Source organism: Nocardioides sp. P86, assembly GCF_023712465.1.
Classification (GTDB): Bacteria; Actinomycetota; Actinomycetes; order Propionibacteriales; family Nocardioidaceae; genus Nocardioides; species Nocardioides kribbensis.
In genome coordinates, this window is sequence record NZ_JAMAYE010000003.1 from 740,547 (window position 1) to 758,136 (window position 17,590).

Annotated in this window: 24 protein-coding genes; 9 read left to right on the forward strand and 15 right to left on the reverse strand. The window is 75.0% G+C overall.

The window, feature by feature from the left end:
* Window positions 1–13 precede the first annotated feature (13 nt).
* Complete coding sequence (locus M3673_RS16860) at window positions 14–859, reverse strand: Cof-type HAD-IIB family hydrolase (RefSeq protein ID WP_251535076.1); 846 nt, start codon at window positions 857–859, stop codon at window positions 14–16.
* 145 nt (window positions 860–1,004) lie between these two features.
* Here M3673_RS16860 and M3673_RS16865 point away from each other — a divergent pair, with 145 nt between their 5' ends.
* Window positions 1,005–1,601 carry a response regulator transcription factor gene (locus M3673_RS16865; protein WP_193666081.1) on the forward strand — a complete coding sequence of 199 codons (597 nt, stop codon included), beginning with the start codon at window positions 1,005–1,007 and terminating at the stop codon, window positions 1,599–1,601.
* Window positions 1,602–1,627: 26 nt separating this feature from the next.
* Here the strand turns inward: M3673_RS16865 and M3673_RS16870 are convergent, their stop codons facing one another.
* A complete protein-coding gene (locus M3673_RS16870) occupies window positions 1,628–2,230 on the reverse strand; it encodes a flavin reductase family protein (protein ID WP_251535078.1) in 603 nt (200 codons plus the stop codon).
* Between the two features lie 58 nt (window positions 2,231–2,288).
* Here M3673_RS16870 and M3673_RS16875 point away from each other — a divergent pair, with 58 nt between their 5' ends.
* Window positions 2,289–2,576, forward strand: a complete 288-nt coding sequence (locus M3673_RS16875; RefSeq protein ID WP_056863260.1) for a DUF1330 domain-containing protein — start codon at window positions 2,289–2,291, stop codon at window positions 2,574–2,576.
* Window positions 2,577–2,712: 136 nt separating this feature from the next.
* Here M3673_RS16875 and M3673_RS16880 read toward each other — a convergent pair whose 3' ends face one another.
* Both M3673_RS16880 and M3673_RS19365 read right to left on the reverse strand, forming a co-directional pair.
* Window positions 2,713–4,062 (reverse strand): FAD/NAD(P)-binding protein, encoded by a 1,350-nt coding sequence (locus tag M3673_RS16880; protein WP_227489469.1) that lies wholly within the window; start codon window positions 4,060–4,062, stop codon window positions 2,713–2,715.
* An 88-nt stretch (window positions 4,063–4,150) separates the two neighbouring features.
* A complete protein-coding gene (locus M3673_RS19365) occupies window positions 4,151–4,282 on the reverse strand; it encodes a hypothetical protein (RefSeq protein ID WP_285839573.1) in 132 nt (43 codons plus the stop codon).
* A 71-nt stretch (window positions 4,283–4,353) separates the two neighbouring features.
* Here M3673_RS19365 and M3673_RS16885 point away from each other — a divergent pair, with 71 nt between their 5' ends.
* Window positions 4,354–5,403 carry an NAD(P)/FAD-dependent oxidoreductase gene (locus M3673_RS16885; RefSeq protein ID WP_251535080.1) on the forward strand — a complete coding sequence of 350 codons (1,050 nt, stop codon included), beginning with the start codon at window positions 4,354–4,356 and terminating at the stop codon, window positions 5,401–5,403.
* Here the strand turns inward: M3673_RS16885 and M3673_RS16890 are convergent.
* The gene (locus M3673_RS16890) at window positions 5,388–6,059 is read right to left on the reverse strand and encodes a TetR/AcrR family transcriptional regulator (RefSeq protein ID WP_251535082.1); all 672 of its coding nucleotides are present in this window, start codon (window positions 6,057–6,059) and stop codon (window positions 5,388–5,390) included. The genes M3673_RS16885 and M3673_RS16890 overlap by 16 nt on opposite strands.
* A 186-nt stretch (window positions 6,060–6,245) precedes the next feature.
* Here M3673_RS16890 and M3673_RS19745 point away from each other — a divergent pair, with 186 nt between their 5' ends.
* Complete coding sequence (locus M3673_RS19745; RefSeq protein WP_251535084.1) at window positions 6,246–6,917, forward strand: response regulator transcription factor; 672 nt, start codon at window positions 6,246–6,248, stop codon at window positions 6,915–6,917.
* Between the two features lie 303 nt (window positions 6,918–7,220).
* A complete protein-coding gene (locus M3673_RS16900) occupies window positions 7,221–7,721 on the forward strand; it encodes a ribonuclease H (protein WP_235557518.1) in 501 nt (166 codons plus the stop codon).
* Window positions 7,722–7,887: 166 nt separating this feature from the next.
* Here the strand turns inward: M3673_RS16900 and M3673_RS16905 are convergent, their stop codons facing one another.
* Window positions 7,888–8,691 (reverse strand): ABC transporter permease, encoded by an 804-nt coding sequence (locus M3673_RS16905; RefSeq protein WP_056863265.1) that lies wholly within the window; start codon window positions 8,689–8,691, stop codon window positions 7,888–7,890.
* Window positions 8,688–9,689 (reverse strand): ATP-binding cassette domain-containing protein, encoded by a 1,002-nt coding sequence (locus tag M3673_RS16910; RefSeq protein WP_251535086.1) that lies wholly within the window; start codon window positions 9,687–9,689, stop codon window positions 8,688–8,690. Before M3673_RS16910 ends, M3673_RS16905 begins: the two co-directional genes overlap by 4 nt.
* A gap of 236 nt (window positions 9,690–9,925) precedes the next feature.
* On the opposite strand from M3673_RS16910, the gene M3673_RS16915 reads away from it, so the two are divergent.
* A complete protein-coding gene (locus M3673_RS16915; RefSeq protein WP_251535088.1) occupies window positions 9,926–10,708 on the forward strand; it encodes an enoyl-CoA hydratase/isomerase family protein in 783 nt (260 codons plus the stop codon).
* A 13-nt stretch (window positions 10,709–10,721) separates the two neighbouring features.
* Here M3673_RS16915 and ykgO read toward each other — a convergent pair whose 3' ends face one another.
* Genes ykgO through M3673_RS16935 form a run of 4 tightly spaced genes read right to left on the reverse strand, consistent with a single transcriptional unit; the run spans window position 10,722 to window position 12,401 of the window.
* Window positions 10,722–10,844, reverse strand: a complete 123-nt coding sequence (ykgO, locus tag M3673_RS16920) for a type B 50S ribosomal protein L36 (RefSeq protein WP_056863268.1) — start codon at window positions 10,842–10,844, stop codon at window positions 10,722–10,724.
* Complete coding sequence (gene rpmF / locus M3673_RS16925) at window positions 10,841–11,053, reverse strand: 50S ribosomal protein L32 (protein ID WP_193665685.1); 213 nt, start codon at window positions 11,051–11,053, stop codon at window positions 10,841–10,843. Before rpmF ends, ykgO begins: the two co-directional genes overlap by 4 nt.
* On the reverse strand, window positions 11,053–12,126 hold the full coding sequence (locus M3673_RS16930) for a GTP-binding protein (protein WP_251535090.1): 1,074 nt from the start codon (window positions 12,124–12,126) through the stop codon (window positions 11,053–11,055). Before M3673_RS16930 ends, rpmF begins: the two co-directional genes overlap by 1 nt.
* On the reverse strand, window positions 12,123–12,401 hold the full coding sequence (locus M3673_RS16935; protein ID WP_056863271.1) for a type B 50S ribosomal protein L31: 279 nt from the start codon (window positions 12,399–12,401) through the stop codon (window positions 12,123–12,125). The genes M3673_RS16930 and M3673_RS16935 overlap by 4 nt, the downstream gene beginning before the upstream one ends.
* A 64-nt stretch (window positions 12,402–12,465) precedes the next feature.
* Here M3673_RS16935 and rpmB point away from each other — a divergent pair, with 64 nt between their 5' ends.
* Genes rpmB through rpsN form a run of 3 tightly spaced genes read left to right on the forward strand, consistent with a single transcriptional unit; the run spans window position 12,466 to window position 13,176 of the window.
* Window positions 12,466–12,702, forward strand: coding sequence for a 50S ribosomal protein L28 (rpmB, locus tag M3673_RS16940; RefSeq protein WP_193665683.1), 237 nt, complete (start codon window positions 12,466–12,468; stop codon window positions 12,700–12,702).
* Entirely contained in the window at window positions 12,702–12,869 is a 168-nt protein-coding gene (gene rpmG / locus M3673_RS16945; protein ID WP_056863273.1) for a 50S ribosomal protein L33, read from the forward strand. Before rpmB ends, rpmG begins: the two co-directional genes overlap by 1 nt.
* A 1-nt stretch (window position 12,870) precedes the next feature.
* Window positions 12,871–13,176, forward strand: coding sequence for a 30S ribosomal protein S14 (rpsN, locus tag M3673_RS16950; protein WP_251535092.1), 306 nt, complete (start codon window positions 12,871–12,873; stop codon window positions 13,174–13,176).
* Between the two features lie 27 nt (window positions 13,177–13,203).
* Here rpsN and M3673_RS16955 read toward each other — a convergent pair whose 3' ends face one another.
* From M3673_RS16955 to M3673_RS16970, 4 genes are all read right to left on the reverse strand, one after another.
* A complete protein-coding gene (locus M3673_RS16955; RefSeq protein WP_251535094.1) occupies window positions 13,204–15,306 on the reverse strand; it encodes a xanthine dehydrogenase family protein molybdopterin-binding subunit in 2,103 nt (700 codons plus the stop codon).
* Window positions 15,303–16,322 (reverse strand): xanthine dehydrogenase family protein subunit M, encoded by a 1,020-nt coding sequence (locus M3673_RS16960; RefSeq protein WP_251535096.1) that lies wholly within the window; start codon window positions 16,320–16,322, stop codon window positions 15,303–15,305. The genes M3673_RS16955 and M3673_RS16960 overlap by 4 nt, the downstream gene beginning before the upstream one ends.
* A complete protein-coding gene (locus M3673_RS16965) occupies window positions 16,319–16,921 on the reverse strand; it encodes a 2Fe-2S iron-sulfur cluster-binding protein (RefSeq protein WP_193665674.1) in 603 nt (200 codons plus the stop codon). Before M3673_RS16965 ends, M3673_RS16960 begins: the two co-directional genes overlap by 4 nt.
* Before the next feature lie 292 nt (window positions 16,922–17,213).
* Complete coding sequence (locus M3673_RS16970; protein WP_251535098.1) at window positions 17,214–17,423, reverse strand: hypothetical protein; 210 nt, start codon at window positions 17,421–17,423, stop codon at window positions 17,214–17,216.
* Between the last annotated feature and the right edge of the window lie 167 nt (window positions 17,424–17,590).

The window sequence follows — 17,590 nt, forward strand, 5'->3', positions numbered from 1 at the left end:
CGGCAGCGCCGGCTCAGAGCCCGAGCAGGCGGCGCAGCGTGGTGATCACGCCGTGGTCGAGGTGGGAGGGGGCGCGGTAGCGCGCCCGGGCGAGCACCTCGGGGTGGGCGTTGTCCATGGCGAAGGACAGGCCCGCGGCGTCGAGCATCTCCAGGTCGTTGAGGTAGTCGCCGAAGGCGACCGTCTGCTCGGCGGAGACCCCGAGCTCCTCCTGGAGCCGGCGCACGGCCACGCCCTTGTCGACGTGGGGGTGCATGACGTCGACCCAGTGGGCGCCGGAGACGACCACCTGGTGGGTCTCGCCGAAGTCGGCCAGCGCGGGCGCCGTGCCCTCCTGGGGGTCGGCGAAGCTGAAGACGGCCACCTTCACCACGTCGTCGTCGACGGTGTCGAGGTCGTCGAGCTCGACCAGGGAGGCGTAGTAGGGGTCGACGTGGTCGAGGAAGGCCCGGTCGGTGCGCTCGACGTAGGCCGCGCGCTTGCCGCAGACCACCATGCCCAGGTCGTGGCCCTGCGCGGTGAGGTCGCGGCCCCGGCCCACGAGACGCGCGACGACGTCGGGCGCGAGGGTGGTGGAGCTGATCTCGGCCTCGTCGCGCACGACGTAGCTGCCGTTCTCGGCGATGAAGACCATGCCCTCGCGCGCCCGGTCGAACTGGCGCGCCAGCGTGGCGTACTGCCGCCCGCTGGCGGGGGAGAAGACGACGCCGCGCTCGCGCATCGCCTCCAGCAGCGGCCACAGGTCCTCGGGGATCCGGCCCTCGCCGTCGAGCAGGGTGCCGTCCATGTCGACGACGACGAGGCGCACGTCGGCGCCCTCGGGCAGCGGGGAGGTCGGGTCGGCGACAGCGGTGCTCACGCCACCAGGGTCCCAGCCGGGCCGGTCCGGCCGGCGGCCGGGGCCGTGCGACCCTGGGCCCCCGGCGTCGCCCTGGCTAGGGTGGGTCCGACCGCCCGGGGCCCAACCACGACCCCTCCCGGCGGTCGCTCTGGTCGGAGTCCCCATGCCCTCCCCGGCTTCCGGGCACCGTGTCGCGCCGGTGCTCCTCGCTCCCGTGGCGCTGCCCCCGCTGCTGCTCATCGGCCTCGACGGCGTCGTGCGCCGTCACGCCTGCCGCGTCGCGCTGGCCCCCGCGGTCTCGCCCCGCCCGCCCGACGTGGCCGTCTTCGAGCCGTCCTCGCTGGACGACCGCGCGGCCGACGCGGTGCTGAGCTGCCCGTCCCTCGCCCTGAGCTTCGACACCAGCCCCTGGGGCCTGCGGCGGGCGCGCTCGCTGGGGGCCGACGAGGTGCTGCCCGTCTCGGTCGACCCGGCCGAGCTGGTCGCCGCCGTCGAGCGGCTGGCCCGGCGGCGCGACGAGCCGGCGCCCGGTGGGTCCGACCCGGCCCCGCTCCCCGGCGCCCTGTCGGGGCGCGAGCACGAGATCGTCTGCCTCATCTGCGACGGCCTGTCCAACGCCGAGATCAGCCGGCGCCTCTACCTCAGCATCAACTCGGTGAAGACCTACATCCGCTCGGCCTACCTCAAGATGGGCGTGACCAGCCGCTCGCAGGCCGTGCTGTGGGGCGTGGAGCACGGCTGCTCCCGGCTCTCGGACTGAGCCGGCGCAGGGAGCCGGCTCGCGGCTCAGCGGGCGATCTCGGAGGGGTCGCCCGGGCGGCGTACGGCGCGCGTGGGGCCGGGCAGGCCCCAGTCGGGGCCGCCGAGGCGCGAGACCGGCTGCATCCGGTCGTAGGACGGCAGGCCGTCGACCACGACGTCGTCCTCGACGCTGATCCACACGACCTCGCCCAGCACGAGGGTCGAGGACCCGAGGTCGACGGTGGAGTGCAGGCGGCACTCGATCGCCGCCGGCGAGGCCGCGACCGCGGGCGGACCGACGACGGTGCTCGGGCGCATCTCGACGCCGAGCTCGGCGGCCTCGTCCTGGTCGGGGGCGAAGCGGGCGCTGCTGGCGTTGACCTGGTCCATCAGCGGCAGCGTGGCCACGCTGACGGTGAACTCGCCGGTCGCCACGACGTTGCGCAGGGTGTCCTTGTCCCCGATCGAGGCGAAGGCCACGACCGGCGGGTCGGCGCAGACGACGGTGAAGAAGGAGTGGGGCGCCAGGTTGCCGACGCCGTCGGCGGAGCGGGAGGCGACCCAGGCGATGGGCCGGGGCACGACCAGGGACGACAGCAGGGCGTAGGTGTTGGTGTCGTCGCTGCGGGGGTCGAAGTCGGTGCGCACGCGTCCAGCCTGCCAGGGGCGACCACGCCCGCCGGGGGCGGTGCGCCACCATGGGGCCATGCCTGCCTACTGGATCAGCACCTACCTCGAGATCACCGACCCCGAGAAACTCGCCGCCTACGCCGAGCTCGCCGGCCCCGCCATCGTCGGCGCCGGCGGCCGCTTCCTGGCCCGCGGCCTGCCCGCGAAGGTCTACGAGGCCGGGCGCGAGCAGCGCTCGGTGCTCGTGGAGTTCGAGTCGGTGGAGGCGGCCGTGGCCGCGCACGACACCCCGGCCTACCAGGAGGCCCTCGCCGCGCTCGGCGACGGCGCCGTGCGCGACCTGCGGATCGTGCCCGGGGCCTGACGGATCCCCGTCGACGTTGTTGCACATGATGCGCAACAACGCCTAGTCTGCGAGTGGTCGCTCGCGACCCCTCCATCGGCTCGGCGTCCCGTTCGGTCGCGCGACGGGACGCCGAGCCGCTCAGCCGCTCAGCCGCTCAGCCGGCCAGGAGCAGGTCGGCCAGCTCGGCGGCCTGCGAGCGGATCTCGGGCACCGCGGTGGTCTCCCACAGCGCACCCTTGCGCGGCGGGCCGACCACGTGCAGCCCCGGCACGAGGTCGCCGTCGGCGCGCAGCACCGCACCCTCGGGCGTGCAGCGCACCCCGAGCCCGAGCGGGTCGCCCACGACCAGGCCCCGCCGCCGCAGCGACGCCAGCAGAGGCGAGGTGGTGGCGTCGAGGTCGGTGGTGGGGCCGGTGCAGTTGACGACCGCGTCGGCGACCACGGCCTCGCCGCCACCCCCGGGCGTGACCCGGCACCGCGTGCCGAGGTCCTCGACGCCGGCGAGCCCGCCGCCGACGACCTGCAAGCGACCGGCGTCGACGTACGCCCTGATGCGCGCGGCCACGTCGGGCGCCATGCGGTGGCGCAGCACCTCCCAGTGCCGGGCGTGGCGGCTGAGGAAGCAGCGCCGCTCGGAGCCCTCGAGGCGGGTCCAGGTGCGCTGGGTCGCCCCGCGCAGCCCGTCGACGACCGAGCGCCAGCAGACGCCGTGGTGGCGGGCGCGCGCGATCTGGCCGACCACGTGGGCGGCCAGGCCGTCGGCGGTGAGCGGGCCGCTCGGCATCGGGGTGGCCCAGCTCGTCGAGCACGGCGACGGCAGGTGGGAGTGGGGCAGCAGGCCCGTGCGGCTCAGCATCACCACCCGGCGCGCCGGGTGGTCGCCGAGCAGGCTCAGGGCGGCGTCGACCGCGGTGAGCCCGCTGCCCACCAGCACGACGGTGGCGTCCTGGGGCAGTGCGGCGAGGGCGGCGGCGTCCCACGCCGAGCCGACGTGCCAGGGTGCGTCGGGCACGGCGCCCTGCTCGGTGCGCAACGGGCGCGGCTCGAGGTTGCCGTAGGCCAGCACCGCCCGGTCGGCCTCGGTGGTGGCGTCGCGGCCGCGCACGAGGAAGCGCCCGCCGCTGGCGGGGGCGACGTCGACGACGCTCTCGCGGCGCACCTCGAGGGTGGCCACCGAGGAGCGGCGGCTCTCCTCGAGCACGTCGGTGAGGTAGTGGGCCCAGGTCGCGCGCGGCAGGAAGCCCACGGGGTCGCTCGGCCGGCCGGTGCGCTCGGCCCAGGCCACGAGGTGGCCCGGCTCGTCGGGCAGCGCGCTCATGTCGCGGCTGCGCACGTTGAGGAGGTGGCGCCGGTCGGTGGTGCGGTAGGCCACGCCGCGCGCCGGCACGGGGGCGGGCTCGTGGAGCACGACCCGGAGGTCGGGGTCGGTGGCGCGGCGCAGCAGGTGGGCGGCGGTCAGGGCGCCGCTGGCGCCGCCGCCGACGACGGAGATCGTGGTGGGCATGGGGGGGCCTCCTCGTAGGTCGTTCACCCTCAACCCTACTCGATTACTTGACTTACAAGGGTTTTGGCGCGAGGAGGCCCGGCGCGGGTCAGCGGCGCATGCGGGGCAGCAGGTAGAGGGCGGCGAAGGCGATGGCAGCGATCACGACGAGGACGACGAGGATCTTCATGAGGACTCCTGGGGTCGGGCCGTGCGGCGGTGCACGACGGGGGCCCACCATGGCACGCCTGCCCTCCCGATCGGGTCCTCGCGGGTGAGGGGCGCGTCGAGGTGGCAGAGCAGGGTGGGGTGATGAGCACCGCTGCGACGCACCCGACCACCCCGTCGACCCCGGTCGCGGGCCCCGTCGTCGTGGTGGGGGGCGGGCTGTCCGGCATCGCCTGCGCCCGCGCACTCCACGACGCGGGGCGCGAGGTCGTGGTCGTCGACCGCGGTCACCGCATCGGCGGGCGCATGGCCAGCAAGCGCCTGGAGGGGCGGCCGGTCGACACCGGGGCGTCCTACCTCACCGTCTCCGACCGCCGCTTCGCCGAGGTCGTCGAGGCCTGGCGTGTGGCGGGCCTGGCCCACCGCTGGACCGACACCTTCTCGGTGCTCGAGCCCGGCGCCGACCCGAGCGCCAAGGAGGGTCCGGTGCGCTGGGGCACCCCCGGCGGCATGCGCAGCCTGGTCGAGGCCCTGGCCGAGGGTCTCGACGTACGCCGCGGCGCCGTGGAGCGCGTGGAGTCGGGCGACGACGGTCTGCGGGTGGTGGCCGACGGGGTCGACCTGCCGACCGCGGGCGCGGTCGTGCTGGCCATGCCCGACGAGCAGGCGGCCCGCCTGCTCGGGGGCGACCACGGCGCGGTGGCCGCGCGGCTGACCCGGCCCTCCGAGCCGGTGATCGCGCTGGTGGCCCGGTGGCCCGAGCGCGCCTGGGACTCCGCGGCCCCGGGTGGCGCCTTCCACGGCGCCTTCGTCAACGGCGACGACGACGTGGCCTGGATCGCCGACGACGGGCGCCGGCGCGGCGACGACGCCCCGGTGCTGGTCGCCCACTCGACGCCCGCGCTCGCCGCCCGGCACCTCGACGACCCGGCTGCCGCCGGGCCGGTGCTCGTCGCGGCGCTTCGCCGACTGCTCGACCTCCCGGAGCCGGCCTCGACGCTGGTGCACCGCTGGTCGCTGGCCAAGCCGACCGGGGAGCGGGCCGAGCCGTGCCTGCTCGCGGAGGTGCCGGGCGGTCTGGTCGGCGTCTGCGGCGACGGGTGGGGGCCGCAGTCGAAGGTGGAGGGCGCGTGGCTCTCCGGCACCGCCCTGGCCGAGGCGCTGCTGCGCCTGCCGGGTCAGTCCTCGCGCTGAACCCCGGCGGCGACGGCGAGGGCGTCGTCGAGGTCGAGGCCGACCGTCTGGAGCATCACGGCCACGTGCAGCGCCTCCGGGTCGAGCCCGGTGGCGGCGTCGACCTCGCCGCGCTCGCCCGCCAGGGTGCGTCGCATCATCGCGACCGCACCCCCCACGACGTGGGTGACGGTCGACTCGGGGTCGGGCGAGCGGAAGCGGCCGGCCGCGATGCCGTGGGCGAGCAGCCGTCGGGCGTAGGGCGCCATCGCGCCGTTGACGGGGGTGTCGGCGTGGTTGAGGTGGACCAGCAGGCGCGCGAACCCCGGGTCGGCCAGGGGCAGTCGCACCACCCGGCGCACGACCCGCGCGGCGGTGACCGCAGGGTCCTCGCCCGCGGTGCCGGGATCGGCGGTGTCGGGGTCGTCGGGCCCGTGCACGGCGGAGGCCACCAGCTCGGCCATCGTCTCGGCGGCGATGGTGGCGACGAGGTCGTCCTTGGAGCCGAAGTGGTTGTAGAAGGACCCCAAGGCCACGCCGGCGCGCTCGGTGATCTCCTGCACGCGCAGCCCGGAGACCCCTCGCTCGGCCACCAGCGAGCGCCCGGCCGCGACGAGCTGGCCCCGGGTGCGCGCCCGTCGGCGCGCCACCGCCTGCTCGTGCTCCGTCGCGTTCATCGGACCCAGTATGGACCGGCCCGACGGCCCGGCCGGCCCGCTCGGCGGGACGTGGTGGCGGGCTTACGGCGTACGCCGGGTGTTGGTGATGTGTCATGCATATGTCATGGTGGACCTCATTCAGATGGGTGAGGGCCGCGTGGGCGGTGCTGACCTGCGCAAACTCCAGGCAGTAGGTTCGAGCCCGTGATCGTCTCCACGCCCATCCGCGCCACCCTGGTCGACGACTACGCCGTCGTCGCCCCGGGTGTCCGACACCTGCTCCAGCCCTACTCCGACCGCATCGTGCTGGTCGACCTCGCCGACGCCCTCGCCGACCCGCGCTCGGTCGACGTCGTGCTCTACGAGCCCGTGGGGCTGCGCGAGAGCGACCACGAGAGCCTGCAGCGCCTCGTACACGTCGGCGGGGCCCGCGCCGTGGTCTTCACCTGGCGCGACCAGGCCCAGCACCTCGCCGGCGCCGCCTCGCCCGGCCGGCTCTCCAAGGCCCTCCCCGCGGCCGACCTGGTCACGGGTCTCGAGCGCATCCACCGCCAGCAGCCCGGGCGCCCCGGCCAGGCTGGCGCCGCCGGCCAGCACCGGCCGGTCGACCGCACCCCCCACGGCGCGCTCAGCGGCAACAGCGCCACCGCCGCGCTCTCGCTGACCCCGCGGGAGGCCGAGATCCTCGCCCTGATCGTGCAGGGCTACACCAACGTCGAGATCGGCAAGAAGCTCTACCTCTCGATCAACTCGGTGAAGACCTACGTGCGCGGCGCCTACCGCAAGATCGACGTCACCCGGCGGCCGCAGGCGGTGGCCTGGGGCATGCAGAACGGTCTGGGCGGGGTCTCGACCTCACCCGACCACGTGGCCTGACCGGCCTCCGCGGGGCGGACCAGACCACCGTGGGCCCCTCGTGGCCCGCGCCCCCAGGGGCCGCGCGCCTTCACTCTCACCCCCAGGGGTGAAAGTGCCGGGAGGGCTCGTGCGGAGGCCGATGTCGGGTTATATTTCTCTTGTCTTCATCTTCACCACCGCGGGTGACTTCTCACCAGCACCGGGTGACACGCAAGACGAGTAGCGCTCAGGGGGTGCCTACCCACAGACGCGCTTCGGGCGGCGGATCCATCGGATCCGCCGCCCGAAACCATTTCCGGGGCGTGTGTCAGGGTGTCCGGCGTGCCGACCACCTCCCGCTCGTCCTCCCGCCCGTCCTCCGCCCGCACCCGGCGTCCCGCCAAGCCCGCGATGGTCGCGCCGCCCGGCGCTCGCCAGGTGTTCACCGACGGGGCCTGCTCGGGCAACCCGGGCCCTGGCGGCTGGGCCTGGGCCCTCGACACCGCGGTGCACGCCTCGGGCGCCGAGCGGCCCAGCACCAACCAGCGCATGGAGATCCGCGCCGCCCTCGAGGCCGTCCTGGCCCTGGAGGGCCCGCTGGTCGTGGTCAGCGACTCGACCTACGTCGTCCACTGCTTCCGCGACGCCTGGTGGAAGGGGTGGCGCCAGCGCGGCTGGACCAACACCGCCCGCAAGCCCGTCGCCAACCGCGACCTGTGGGAGCCGCTGGTCGACGCGGTGGAGGCCCGCGGCGACGTCGTCTTCCACTGGGTCAAGGGCCACTCGGGCCACCCGATGAACGACTTCGTCGACCGGCTCGCGGTGGCGGCCAGCAAGGGCTGACGGCTGTGCGGGTTTCACCGGCTGGCTGGCGAAACCCGCACCTGTCGGCCCACGCGTCGGCCGACAGGTGCGGGTGTGGGCCGACAGGTGTGACGGGTGGTGCCGGCGGGGTGGGGGCCGGCGGACCGCGCGGCGGCGCTGCCGCGCGAGGGCCGGCCCGGCGGCGCTACTTGCTGGTCGACAGGCGGTACTGCCGCACCGAGAGCGGCACGAAGACGACCAGGATCAGCAGGACCCACAGCAGCGTGTAGAGCGCCGGGTGCTGCATCGACCACGCCTCCTGGGGCGGGGCGGTGGCCGGCACGTTGCCGAAGAGCTCGCGCACGGCCTGGGTCAGCGTCGATACGGGGTTCCACTCGACCACCGTGCGCAGCACCGAGCCGAAGCTCTCGGTGGGCACGAACGCGTTGGAGACGAAGGTCAGCGGCATGATGACGATGAACGAGGCGTTGTTGATGACCTCCACGCTCGGCACGAGCAGGCCGACCCAGGCCATCACCCAGCTGATCGCGTAGGCGAAGAGCAGCAGCAGGCCGAAGGCGAGCAGCGCGTCGACGACCCCGTCGCGGATGCGCCAGCCGACGAGCAGGCCGGTCAGCGACATGATGACCACCGACAGCACGTTGTAGACCACGTCGGAGGTCGTGCGGCCCACGAGCACCGCCGACGACGACATCGGCAGCGAGCGGAAGCGGTCGATGATGCCTTTCTGCATGTCCTCGGCCAGGCCGGCGCCGGTGAAGGTGGCGCCGAAGACCACCGTCTGGGCGAAGATGCCCGGCACCAGGAACTCCTTGTAGTCCACGCCCTCGGGGGAGATGGCGCCACCGAAGACGTAGGCGAAGAGCAGCACGAACATGATCGGCGAGATCAGCACGAAGACGAGCACCTCGGGCACCCGCTTGATCTTGATCAGGTTGCGCTTGGCGACCACCCAGCCGTCGGTGGCGGCGCGGGTCATGGTGCTCATCGGAGGGCCTCCGTCGGGGTCGGGGAGTCGTCGGTCGCGGCCGGCGAGCCGGGCGTGGCCGAGGTGGCGTGACCGGTGAGGGTCAGGAAGACGTCGTCGAGGGTGGGCCGGCGCAGGCCGACGTCGAGCACCTCCACGCGGTGCTCCTCGAAGTCGCGCAGCACCTCCAGCAGAGCAGACGCGCCGCGGTCGACGGCCGCGGTGAGGGCCCTGCCGTTGTCGCCGACCGAGACGCCGCCGACGGCGACCCGCTCGAGCACCCGCTGGGCCGTCTCGCGGTCGGCGGCGTCGCGCAGGACGATCTCGATCCGCTCCCCGCCGGTCTGGGCCTTGAGCTCGTCGGCCGTGCCGCGGGCGATGGCGTTGCCGTGGTCGATGACCACGATGTCGTCGGCGAGGCGGTCGGCCTCCTCGAGGTACTGCGTCGTCAGCAGCAGGGTGGCGCCGGAGGCGACCAGCTCGCGGATGACGTCCCACATCTGCTGCCGGCTGCGCGGGTCGAGCCCGGTGGTCGGCTCGTCGAGGATCAGCACGGGCGGCTCGGCCACGAGGGCGCCGGCCAGGTCGAGGCGCCGGCGCATCCCGCCGGAGTAGGTCTTCGAGGGCCGGTCGCCGGCGTCGGCGAGGTCGAAGCGCTCGAGCAGCTCGCGCGCACGGGTGCGGGCGCGGGCGCGACCCAGGCCGTAGAGCCGGCCGACCATCTCGAGGTTCTCGTAGCCCGTGAGGTGCTCGTCGACCGCGGCGTACTGCCCCGACAGGCCGATGCGCGAGCGCACGCCCTCGGGGTCGGCGAGCACGTCGACGCCCGCGATCTGCGCGCTGCCGCCGTCGGGCTTGAGCAAGGTGGCCAGGACGCGCACCGCGGTGGTCTTGCCGGCGCCGTTGGGCCCGAGCAGCGCCAGCACGGTGCCCTCCGGCACGGCGAGGTCGAGCCCGCGCAGGGCCTCGACCTCCTTGTAGCGCTTCACCAGGCCGGTGGCGCGGATCATCTCGTCCATGGGGTCCTCTCCTCGGGTGCCGACGCGAGGTGGACCCGGGTCGACGCCGAGAATCATCGCGCGCGGCACCGACAGTCGCCAGCGGATTGACGGCCCCGGCCGGCCCCGGTCGGCGACCGGTCGGCGACCGGTCGGCCCCGGTCGGCGTTGCGCCGAGCCGGACGGCGTGGCAGCGTCGTCGGCCGGCCGCCGTCCACCGACCGGACGGTCGGGGACCCACCACCGAGGAGCCCGCCATGCACCCCCTGCGCCTGGAGCGCGACGGCGCCGTCGCGACCGTCGTGCTCGACCGGCCCGCCCAGCGCAACGCCCTCGACCTCGCGCTCAAGGTCGCGCTGCGCGAGACGCTGGGCGAGGTCGCCGCCGACGAGGGGGTGAGGGCGGTGGTGCTCACCGGTGGCCCGGAGGCCTTCTGCGTCGGCCAGGACCTCGCCGAGCACGCCGCCGCGCTGGCCGAGGGTCCGGCCTTCGACACCGTCACCGAGCACTACAACCCGGTCGTGACCGCGCTGGCCATCATGCCCAAGCCGGTCGTGGCGGCCGTGGCCGGCCCCTGCGTCGGGGCGGGCCTGGGGCTGGCCCTGGCCTGCGACCTGCGGCTGTGGAGCACCACGGCCCTCCTCGGCACGGCCTTCTCCGGGATCGGCCTGACCTGCGACTCGGGCCTGTCGACCACGCTGGTGCGCGCGGTCGGCGAGCAGCGCGCCCGGGAGCTCGTGCTGCTGGCCCAGCCCTTCGGACCCGACGAGGCCGTGGCCTGGGGCCTGGGCGGCCGCGTCGTCGAGCCCGACGCGCTGCTCGAGGAGGCGACCGCCCTGGCGCGGCGGCTGGCGGCCGGGCCCACGGCGGCGTACGCCGAGTCCAAGCGGCTGCTCGCCGACGCCGCCGCGGGCCGCCCGCTGGCCGAGACCCTCGCGGCCGAGGCGGCCGCGCAGGTGCGCCTCGGCGCCACGACCGACCACGCCGGAGCGGTGGCGTCGTTCCTGGCCAAGCAGCGCCCGACCTTCGAGGGCCGCTAGCCGCCGCGCGGGCTCAGCCCTGACGGGCCTTGAGGCGGGGGTTCTGCTTGTTGATGACGTAGGTGCGGCCGCGGCGGCGGACGACCTGCGACCCGGGCTGCTGCTTCAGCGAGCGCAGCGAGTTGCGGACCTTCATCTCTCACCTCCCCCCGAGGTGCGGACGCGGGTGGGGGCGCCGGTGGCGGGGTCGACCAGGCCGCGCTCGACTGCACGGAGCAGGCGCCGGGGCACGAGGTGCTCCTCGCCGGCGACCGTGACCGGCACGAGGGCGGGAGGGTTCGCCTTCCACTGCGAGCGGCGGTGACGGGTGTTGCTGCGCGAGGTGCGGCGCTTCGGCACGGCCATCAGGCGATCTCCCTCACGGGGCCCAGCCACGGCTCGAAGCCGTCGACCGGACGCTGCCACGACTGCCCGGAGGCCTCCTCGGCGGTGGTCATCAGCAGGGCCTCGAAGGCCTCCTCGAGGTGGTCGGGCCGCGCGCCGACGCCGGTGAGCACCAGGCGGGTCTGCGCGGGGCGACGGCCCCACGACTCGCCGGCGCCGATGCTGAGCTGGCCGCCGGCGCCGTCCCACTCCAGCGCTCGCCCGGGGCGGGTGGGCAGCCAGAAGCAGCCGCGCGAGCGGTGGCGTCCGCTGCCGAGGTCCTCGAGGCCCTCCAGCAGCCGGTCGGGGTGGAAGGCACGGTCGGAGCGCAGGTCGACCTGCCACACGTCGGGGACGTCGGGGGAGGGCACGTCCTGGGTGCGGTAGGGCGAGGCCCAGGCGGTGGTCGCGGCGTGGTCGTGCAGCCCGCCCGCGACCAGCGCGCCGTCGAGCAGCTCGGGGCCTGCGACGACGCGGGCGCCCGGCCGCGCCAGCGTGCGCAGCAGGGCCAGGCCCGCGGGCTCGCGCTCGCCGGTGACCACGACGACGTCGGCGTGCTCGACCATGCCCGAGGCGACCTCGCCGACGCCGCGCTCGTCCTCGTGGGACGTCGCGACGCCGCGCTCGGCCATCAGTGCGTCGCCGAGCAGGTCGTCGACCACGGTGGGGCCGGCGACGGCGGTCACGACCCCGGCGACGCGCAGGTGGCGGGCCAGGCGCGCGTCCCAGGTCAGCACGTGGCACACCTGCGCGGCGTCGGCACCGACCGGCAGGTGCGCGACGACGGTGCCCCAGCGCCCATCGCGGGCCAGCCGCTCGATGGTCGGCACGACGTCCTCGCGCAGCGCGCAGCTCACGCAGGCGTGCTCGAGGTCGACCTCGGCGCGGTCGAGCACGCCGGTGACGTCGCTGACCACCCGGGTCAGCAGCTGCCGCTCGACGTCGATGTGGTGGCGCACGGCGACGGCCTGCGGCAGGTCCCACTGCAGGCTCACCAGGGTCGCGTCCATCGCGTCGGGGGAGACGCCCGTGACCAGGACGACGGGTGTCCTCACGACGACCGCCCCCCTCCGGCGCGGGCGCCGTAGCGGCGCTGGAAGGCCTCGACGCGGCCCTCGCTGTCGAGCACGCGCCCCTTGCCGGTCCAGAACGGGTGGCTGGCGCTGCTCACGTCGACGTCGACCACGGGGTAGGTCGCGCCGTCGACCTCGACGGTGCCGCCCTCGCCGGCCGCGCGCTCGGCCAGCGTCGAGCGCGTCAGCACGACGTCGCCGGTGGAGCGGTCACGGAAGGCGACCAGGTCGTAGGTCGGGTGGATGCCGGGTCTCAACAGGTCCTCCTGGAGTGCTTAGAATGAGAATCGTTATCACTCTAGCCCATCACCAGGAGGACCCGTGTCCCGCACCTGCCAGGTCACCGGGCGGCAGCCCGGCTTCGGCCACCACGTCTCGCACTCGCACCGGCGCACCAACCGGCGCTTCGACGTCAACGTCCAGAAGAAGCGCTACTGGGTGCCGAGCCTGGGCCGCACCGTGACACTGCGTCTCAGCGCGCGCGGCATCAAGGTCGTCGACGTCCGCGGCATCGAGTCGGTCGTCGCCGACATCCAGCGCCGGGGCGGGAGGCTCTGATGGCGCGCGGCAGCGACATCCGCCCGGTCGTGAAGCTCCGCTCCACCGCGGGCACCGGCTACACCTACGTCACCCGCAAGAACCGGCGCAACGACCCCGACCGGCTCGAGTTGAGCAAGTACGACCCCCGCGTGCGCCGCCACGTGGCCTTCCGCGAGGAGCGCTGAGGTGGCCACGACCGCGAAGATCGCCGCCGACGCCCGCCGTCGGCGCACCGTCGAGCGGTACGCCGAGAGGCGCGCCGCCCTCAAGGAGCGGGTGCGCCGGGCCGAGCCGGGCTCCGCGGAGCTGGCCGACGCCGTGCGTGCGCTCTCGCGCCTGCCGCGGGACTCCTCCCCGGTGCGCGTGCGCAACCGCGACCAGGTCGACGGCCGCCCGCGCGGCTACCTGCGCAAGGCGGGGGTCTCGCGGATCACCTTCCGGGCGATGGCCCACCGCGGCGAGCTGCCGGGGATCACCACGTCCAGCTGGTGACCCCCGGCGTCGCCCCGGGCGATCGGATCAGCGCACGAAGCGGTCGGCGGTGACCGGGAGGTCGCGCACGCGGATGCCGGTGGCGTGCCAGGCGGCGTTGGCGACGGCCGCCGCGGTGCCGACGATGCCGATCTCGCCGATGCCCCGCCCGCCGAAGGGCGTGGCGAGGGTGTCGGTGTCGTCGGCGAGCCACTCGACCTCGATGCCGTGCACGTCGGCGTGCGAGGCCACGTGGTAGGTCGCGAGGTCCTGGGTGACGACGTGGCCGAAGCGCGGGTCGCGCACCGACTCCTCGAAGAGCGCGCCCGAGAGGCCCATGACCAGGCCGCCGTAGAACTGCGAGCGGGCGGTCATCGGGTTGACCACCCGACCCGAGGAGTAGACCCCGAGCAGCCGCGGCGCGCGCAGCTCGCCGGTCCAGCGGTGGACGCGGACCTCCGCGAAGACCGCGCCGAAGGAGTGCAGCGCGTAGCGGTCCATGTCGGGGTAGGCCTCGGCCGTCGCGGTCGAGGCCACCCCGGCGTCGGGGTGCTCGCCGTGGTCGGCGCGCAGCTGCTGCACGGTCTGCACGATCGCGGTGCCCCACGACCCGGTGCCGGCCGACCCGCCGGCCACCGTGGCCGCGGGCTGGTCGGTGTCGCCGATGTGGAGGTCGACCGCGGCGGGGTCGACGCCCAGGGCGTCGGCGGCGATCTGCACCAGCACCGTGCGGGCGCCGGTGCCGATGTCGACGGCGCCGATCGACACGGCGTAGCGGCCGCCCCCGAGCGACTCCACGCGTGCGGTGTTGCCCGGCATCCACAGCGTCGGGTACGTCGCCGCGGCCACGCCGGTGCCGACCCACCAGTCGCCGTCCTGCACGGTGCCGGGAGCCGACGGGCGACCGTCCCAGCCGAAGCGCTCGGCGCCGCGCTCGAGGCACTCCACCAGGCGGCGGTTGTTCCACGGGTTGCCCGTCTCGGGGTCGACGTCGGGCTCGTTGCGCACGCGCAGCTCGATCGGGTCGACCTCGCAGGCGAAGGCCAGCTCGTCCATGGCGACCTCCTGGGCGAACATGCCGGGCATCTCGCCGGGCGCGCGCATCCAGGACGGCACCGCCACGTCGAGCGCGGCCACCCGATGGGTCGTCGCGCGCGCGGGCGCGGCGTACATCATGCGGGCCGCGGTGGCGGTCTGCTCGGTGAACTCCTTGATCGCCGAGGTCTGGCTCACCGCGTGCTGCTCGATGCCCAGCAGCCGCCCGTCGGGCTCGGCGGCCAGGCGCACGTGGGAGACCGTCTCGGTGCGGTAGCCGGTGAGCGCGAACATCTGCTGGCGGGTCACCGCCAGCTTGACCGGCCGGCCCGGCACCGACAGCGCGGCCAGGGCGGCCGCCATCTCGGGGGCGTGGGGCAGGCCCTTGCTCCCGAAGCCGCCGCCGACGTAGGGCGCCCGCACGGTGATCTGCGCGGCCTCGAGACCGAGCATCGGGGCGAAGGTCTTCGCGACCGCGTGGACGGCCTGGGTGGAGTCCCACAGCGTCAGCCGTTCGCCGTCCCACAGCGCCGTGGCGGCGTGGGGCTCCATCGGGCTGTTGTGCTCGTGGGGGGTGGAGTAGCGCTGGTCGACGACCACCGCGGCCCCGGCGAAGGCGGCCGCGACGTCGCCGTCGGCCCAGTCGGTCTCGTGGCCGGCGTTGACCGACTCCGGGGCGTAGGTCTCGGCGCCCTCGAGGGAGGCCCGGTGGGGCTCCTCGTCATAGGCGACGTGCACCAGGCGCGCGCCCTCGCGGGCGGCCTCGGGGGTCTCGGCGAGCACGACCGCGACGATCTGGCCTCGCAGCCCGACCCGGTCGTCCTGGAGGATCGCCAGCTCACGGTCCTCGGTGTCGGCCAGGCGCGGCGCCGTCTCGTGGTCGAGCACGCTCACGACACCGGGGTGGGCGAGCGCCGCGGCGGGGTCGACGCGCACGACGCGGCCGCGGGCGATCGTCGACTGCACGAGCCAGGCGGTGAGCGGGGCCTCGACGCCGTCGTCGGCGCCGTGCTCCATCGCGTAGCGGGCGTGGCCGGTGACCTTCTCCCGGCCGTCGGCGCGGTCGAGGTGGGTGCCCATCGAGCGTGCCTCGATGGGGGTGGCCTGCTGGGTCATCGGGTGCCTCCCTGCTGGGGGTGCTGCTGCTTCGACGCGAGCTGGTGCATCACCAGCGCGGTGGCGTTGCGGACCATGGCGACCTTGAACGCGTTGTCGTCGCCGGTCTCGGCCGCGCGCAGCTCCTCGGCCGCGGCGGCACGCACGGCGTCCTCGCTGTAGACCTCGCCGCGCAGGGCCTGCTCGGCCACCGTGGCTCGCCACGGCTTGTGGGCCACGCCGCCCCAGGCGATGCGCACGTCGCGCACGACGTCGCCGTCGAGCTCCAGCGCACCGGCCACCGAGACCAGGGCGAAGGCGTAGGACGCGCGGTCGCGCGCCTTGTAGTACGTCGAGTGCCGCGTCAGCTCGCTCCCGCGCAGCTCGACGGCCGTGATCAGCTCCCCGTGGGCCAGGGTGGTGTCGTCCTCGGGGTGGTGACCGGGCAGTCGGTGCAGGTCGGCGAGCGGCACGCGCCGCTCCCCGTCGGGGCCGAGCACGACGACGTCGGCGTCGAGGGCGGCCAGGCCCACGGCCATGTCGGAGGGGTGGGTGGCGACGCAGTCGGCGCTCGTGCCGAGGATGGCGTTGTAGCGCCCGTAGCCCTCCAGCGCCGAGCAGCCCGAGCCGGGCTCGCGCTTGTTGCACTGCGTGGTGACGTCCTGGAAGTAGACGCAGCGGGTGCGCTGCAGCAGGTTGCCGCCCGTGGTGGCCTGGTTGCGGATCTGTCCCGAGGCGCCCGCGAGCAGCGAGCGCGAGAGCGCCGGGAAGGTGCTGCGGACCACCGGGTGGGCGGCGAGGTCGCTGTTGCGCACGTTGGCGCCGATGCGCAGCCCGCCGCGGTCGCCCTCGAGGACCTCGACGGTGTCGAGCGGGAGCCGGCTGACGTCGACCAGGGTCGAGGGGGTCGCCACCCCCAGCTTGAGGTGGTCGACCAGGTTGGTGCCGCCGCCGAGGAAGCGGGCGTGGGGGTCGGCGCTGACGGTGGCGACCGCGGAGGCGGCGTCGTCGGCGCGGACGTAGGTGAGCTCCTTCACCGGGCGCCCTCCGTCTCGTGGTCGTGGGTGTGGCGGGCGGGATCGACGCCCCGGCCGGGGGTCTGGCCCGCGGCCTGGCGCACGGCGTCGAGGATGCCGACGTAGGCCCCGCAGCGGCACAGGTTGCCGCTCATGCGCTCGCGGATCTCCTCGTCGGTCAGCTCGACGTCACCGCCGACCTCGAGGTCGTCGGTCACATGGCTGGGGTGGCCCTGCTTCGCCTCGTCGAGCACGCCGACGGCCGAGCAGATCTGGCCGGGGGTGCAGTAGCCGCACTGGTAGCCGTCGTGGTCGAGGAAGGCCTGCTGCACGGGGTGCAGCGCGTCTTCCCCACGGGAGGCCGGGTCGGCCGCGGAGCCGGTGAGCCCGGCGGCGGTGACGATCTCGTCGCCGTCGTGGGCCACGGCGAGGGCCAGGCAGGTGAGGTGGCGGCGCCCTTCGAGGAGCACGGTGCACGAGCCGCACTGGCCGTGGTCGCAGCCCTTCTTGGGAGCGGTCGCGCCGATCCGCTCGCGCAGGGCGTCGAGCAGCGTCGTGCGGGTGTCGACGTCGAGCGTGTGCTCGCTGCCGTCGACGGTGAGCGTGATGGAGGTGTCCATGGGCCGCCTTCCGTGAGGTGCCAGGGTGGCCTCCTCGACTCTGCCTCCCGAACGCCCCGCAGCGTCCACCCGCGGGGGTGAACGGGCCCCGCGCTCCCATGGACACCGGTGCGGCGGCCGGGTCGGCTCCCACCCGCGCGGGTGGGACGGTGAGGGTGCGGCGCGAGGGATGCTCGGGGCAGCGGTCGCCGCGGCGGCCGAGTCGGTCAGGCGGGGCTCACGCAGCCCGCCGGGGGGCGCCGAACTCCCGACCAGGCTGGCCCGCGGCGACCGCTGACCGCGCCGCGGGGCGTCAGCCGACCGAGGCGGGGTCCACCGGGAGAGCGAGCGCCGAGCTGCTCTGCTCCTCGACGGGCGTGGGCGGGTCGAGGTCGGTGTCGTCGCCCTGCAGCAGCCCGATGAGCAGGATGACGCCGCCCACGACCACGAGCAGCACGAGCACGGCGGCGGGCACCAGCCACCGTGCCCGGTTGCCTGCGGGGGTCTTGGCCTGGTCGGTCATCGGTCCTCCGATCGTGAGGCGGAAGGTCCGGCCTCTCATCCACCGTGCCACGGGCCGCGGGCCGGTATCTCCCACAGAAGGGTGACTCCGACGTCGCCCGCGACACGTGCCGTGACCTTCGCCACAGGTGCCGCGGTGGCCGGGCGCGGTCTGCCATCGTGCGAGCG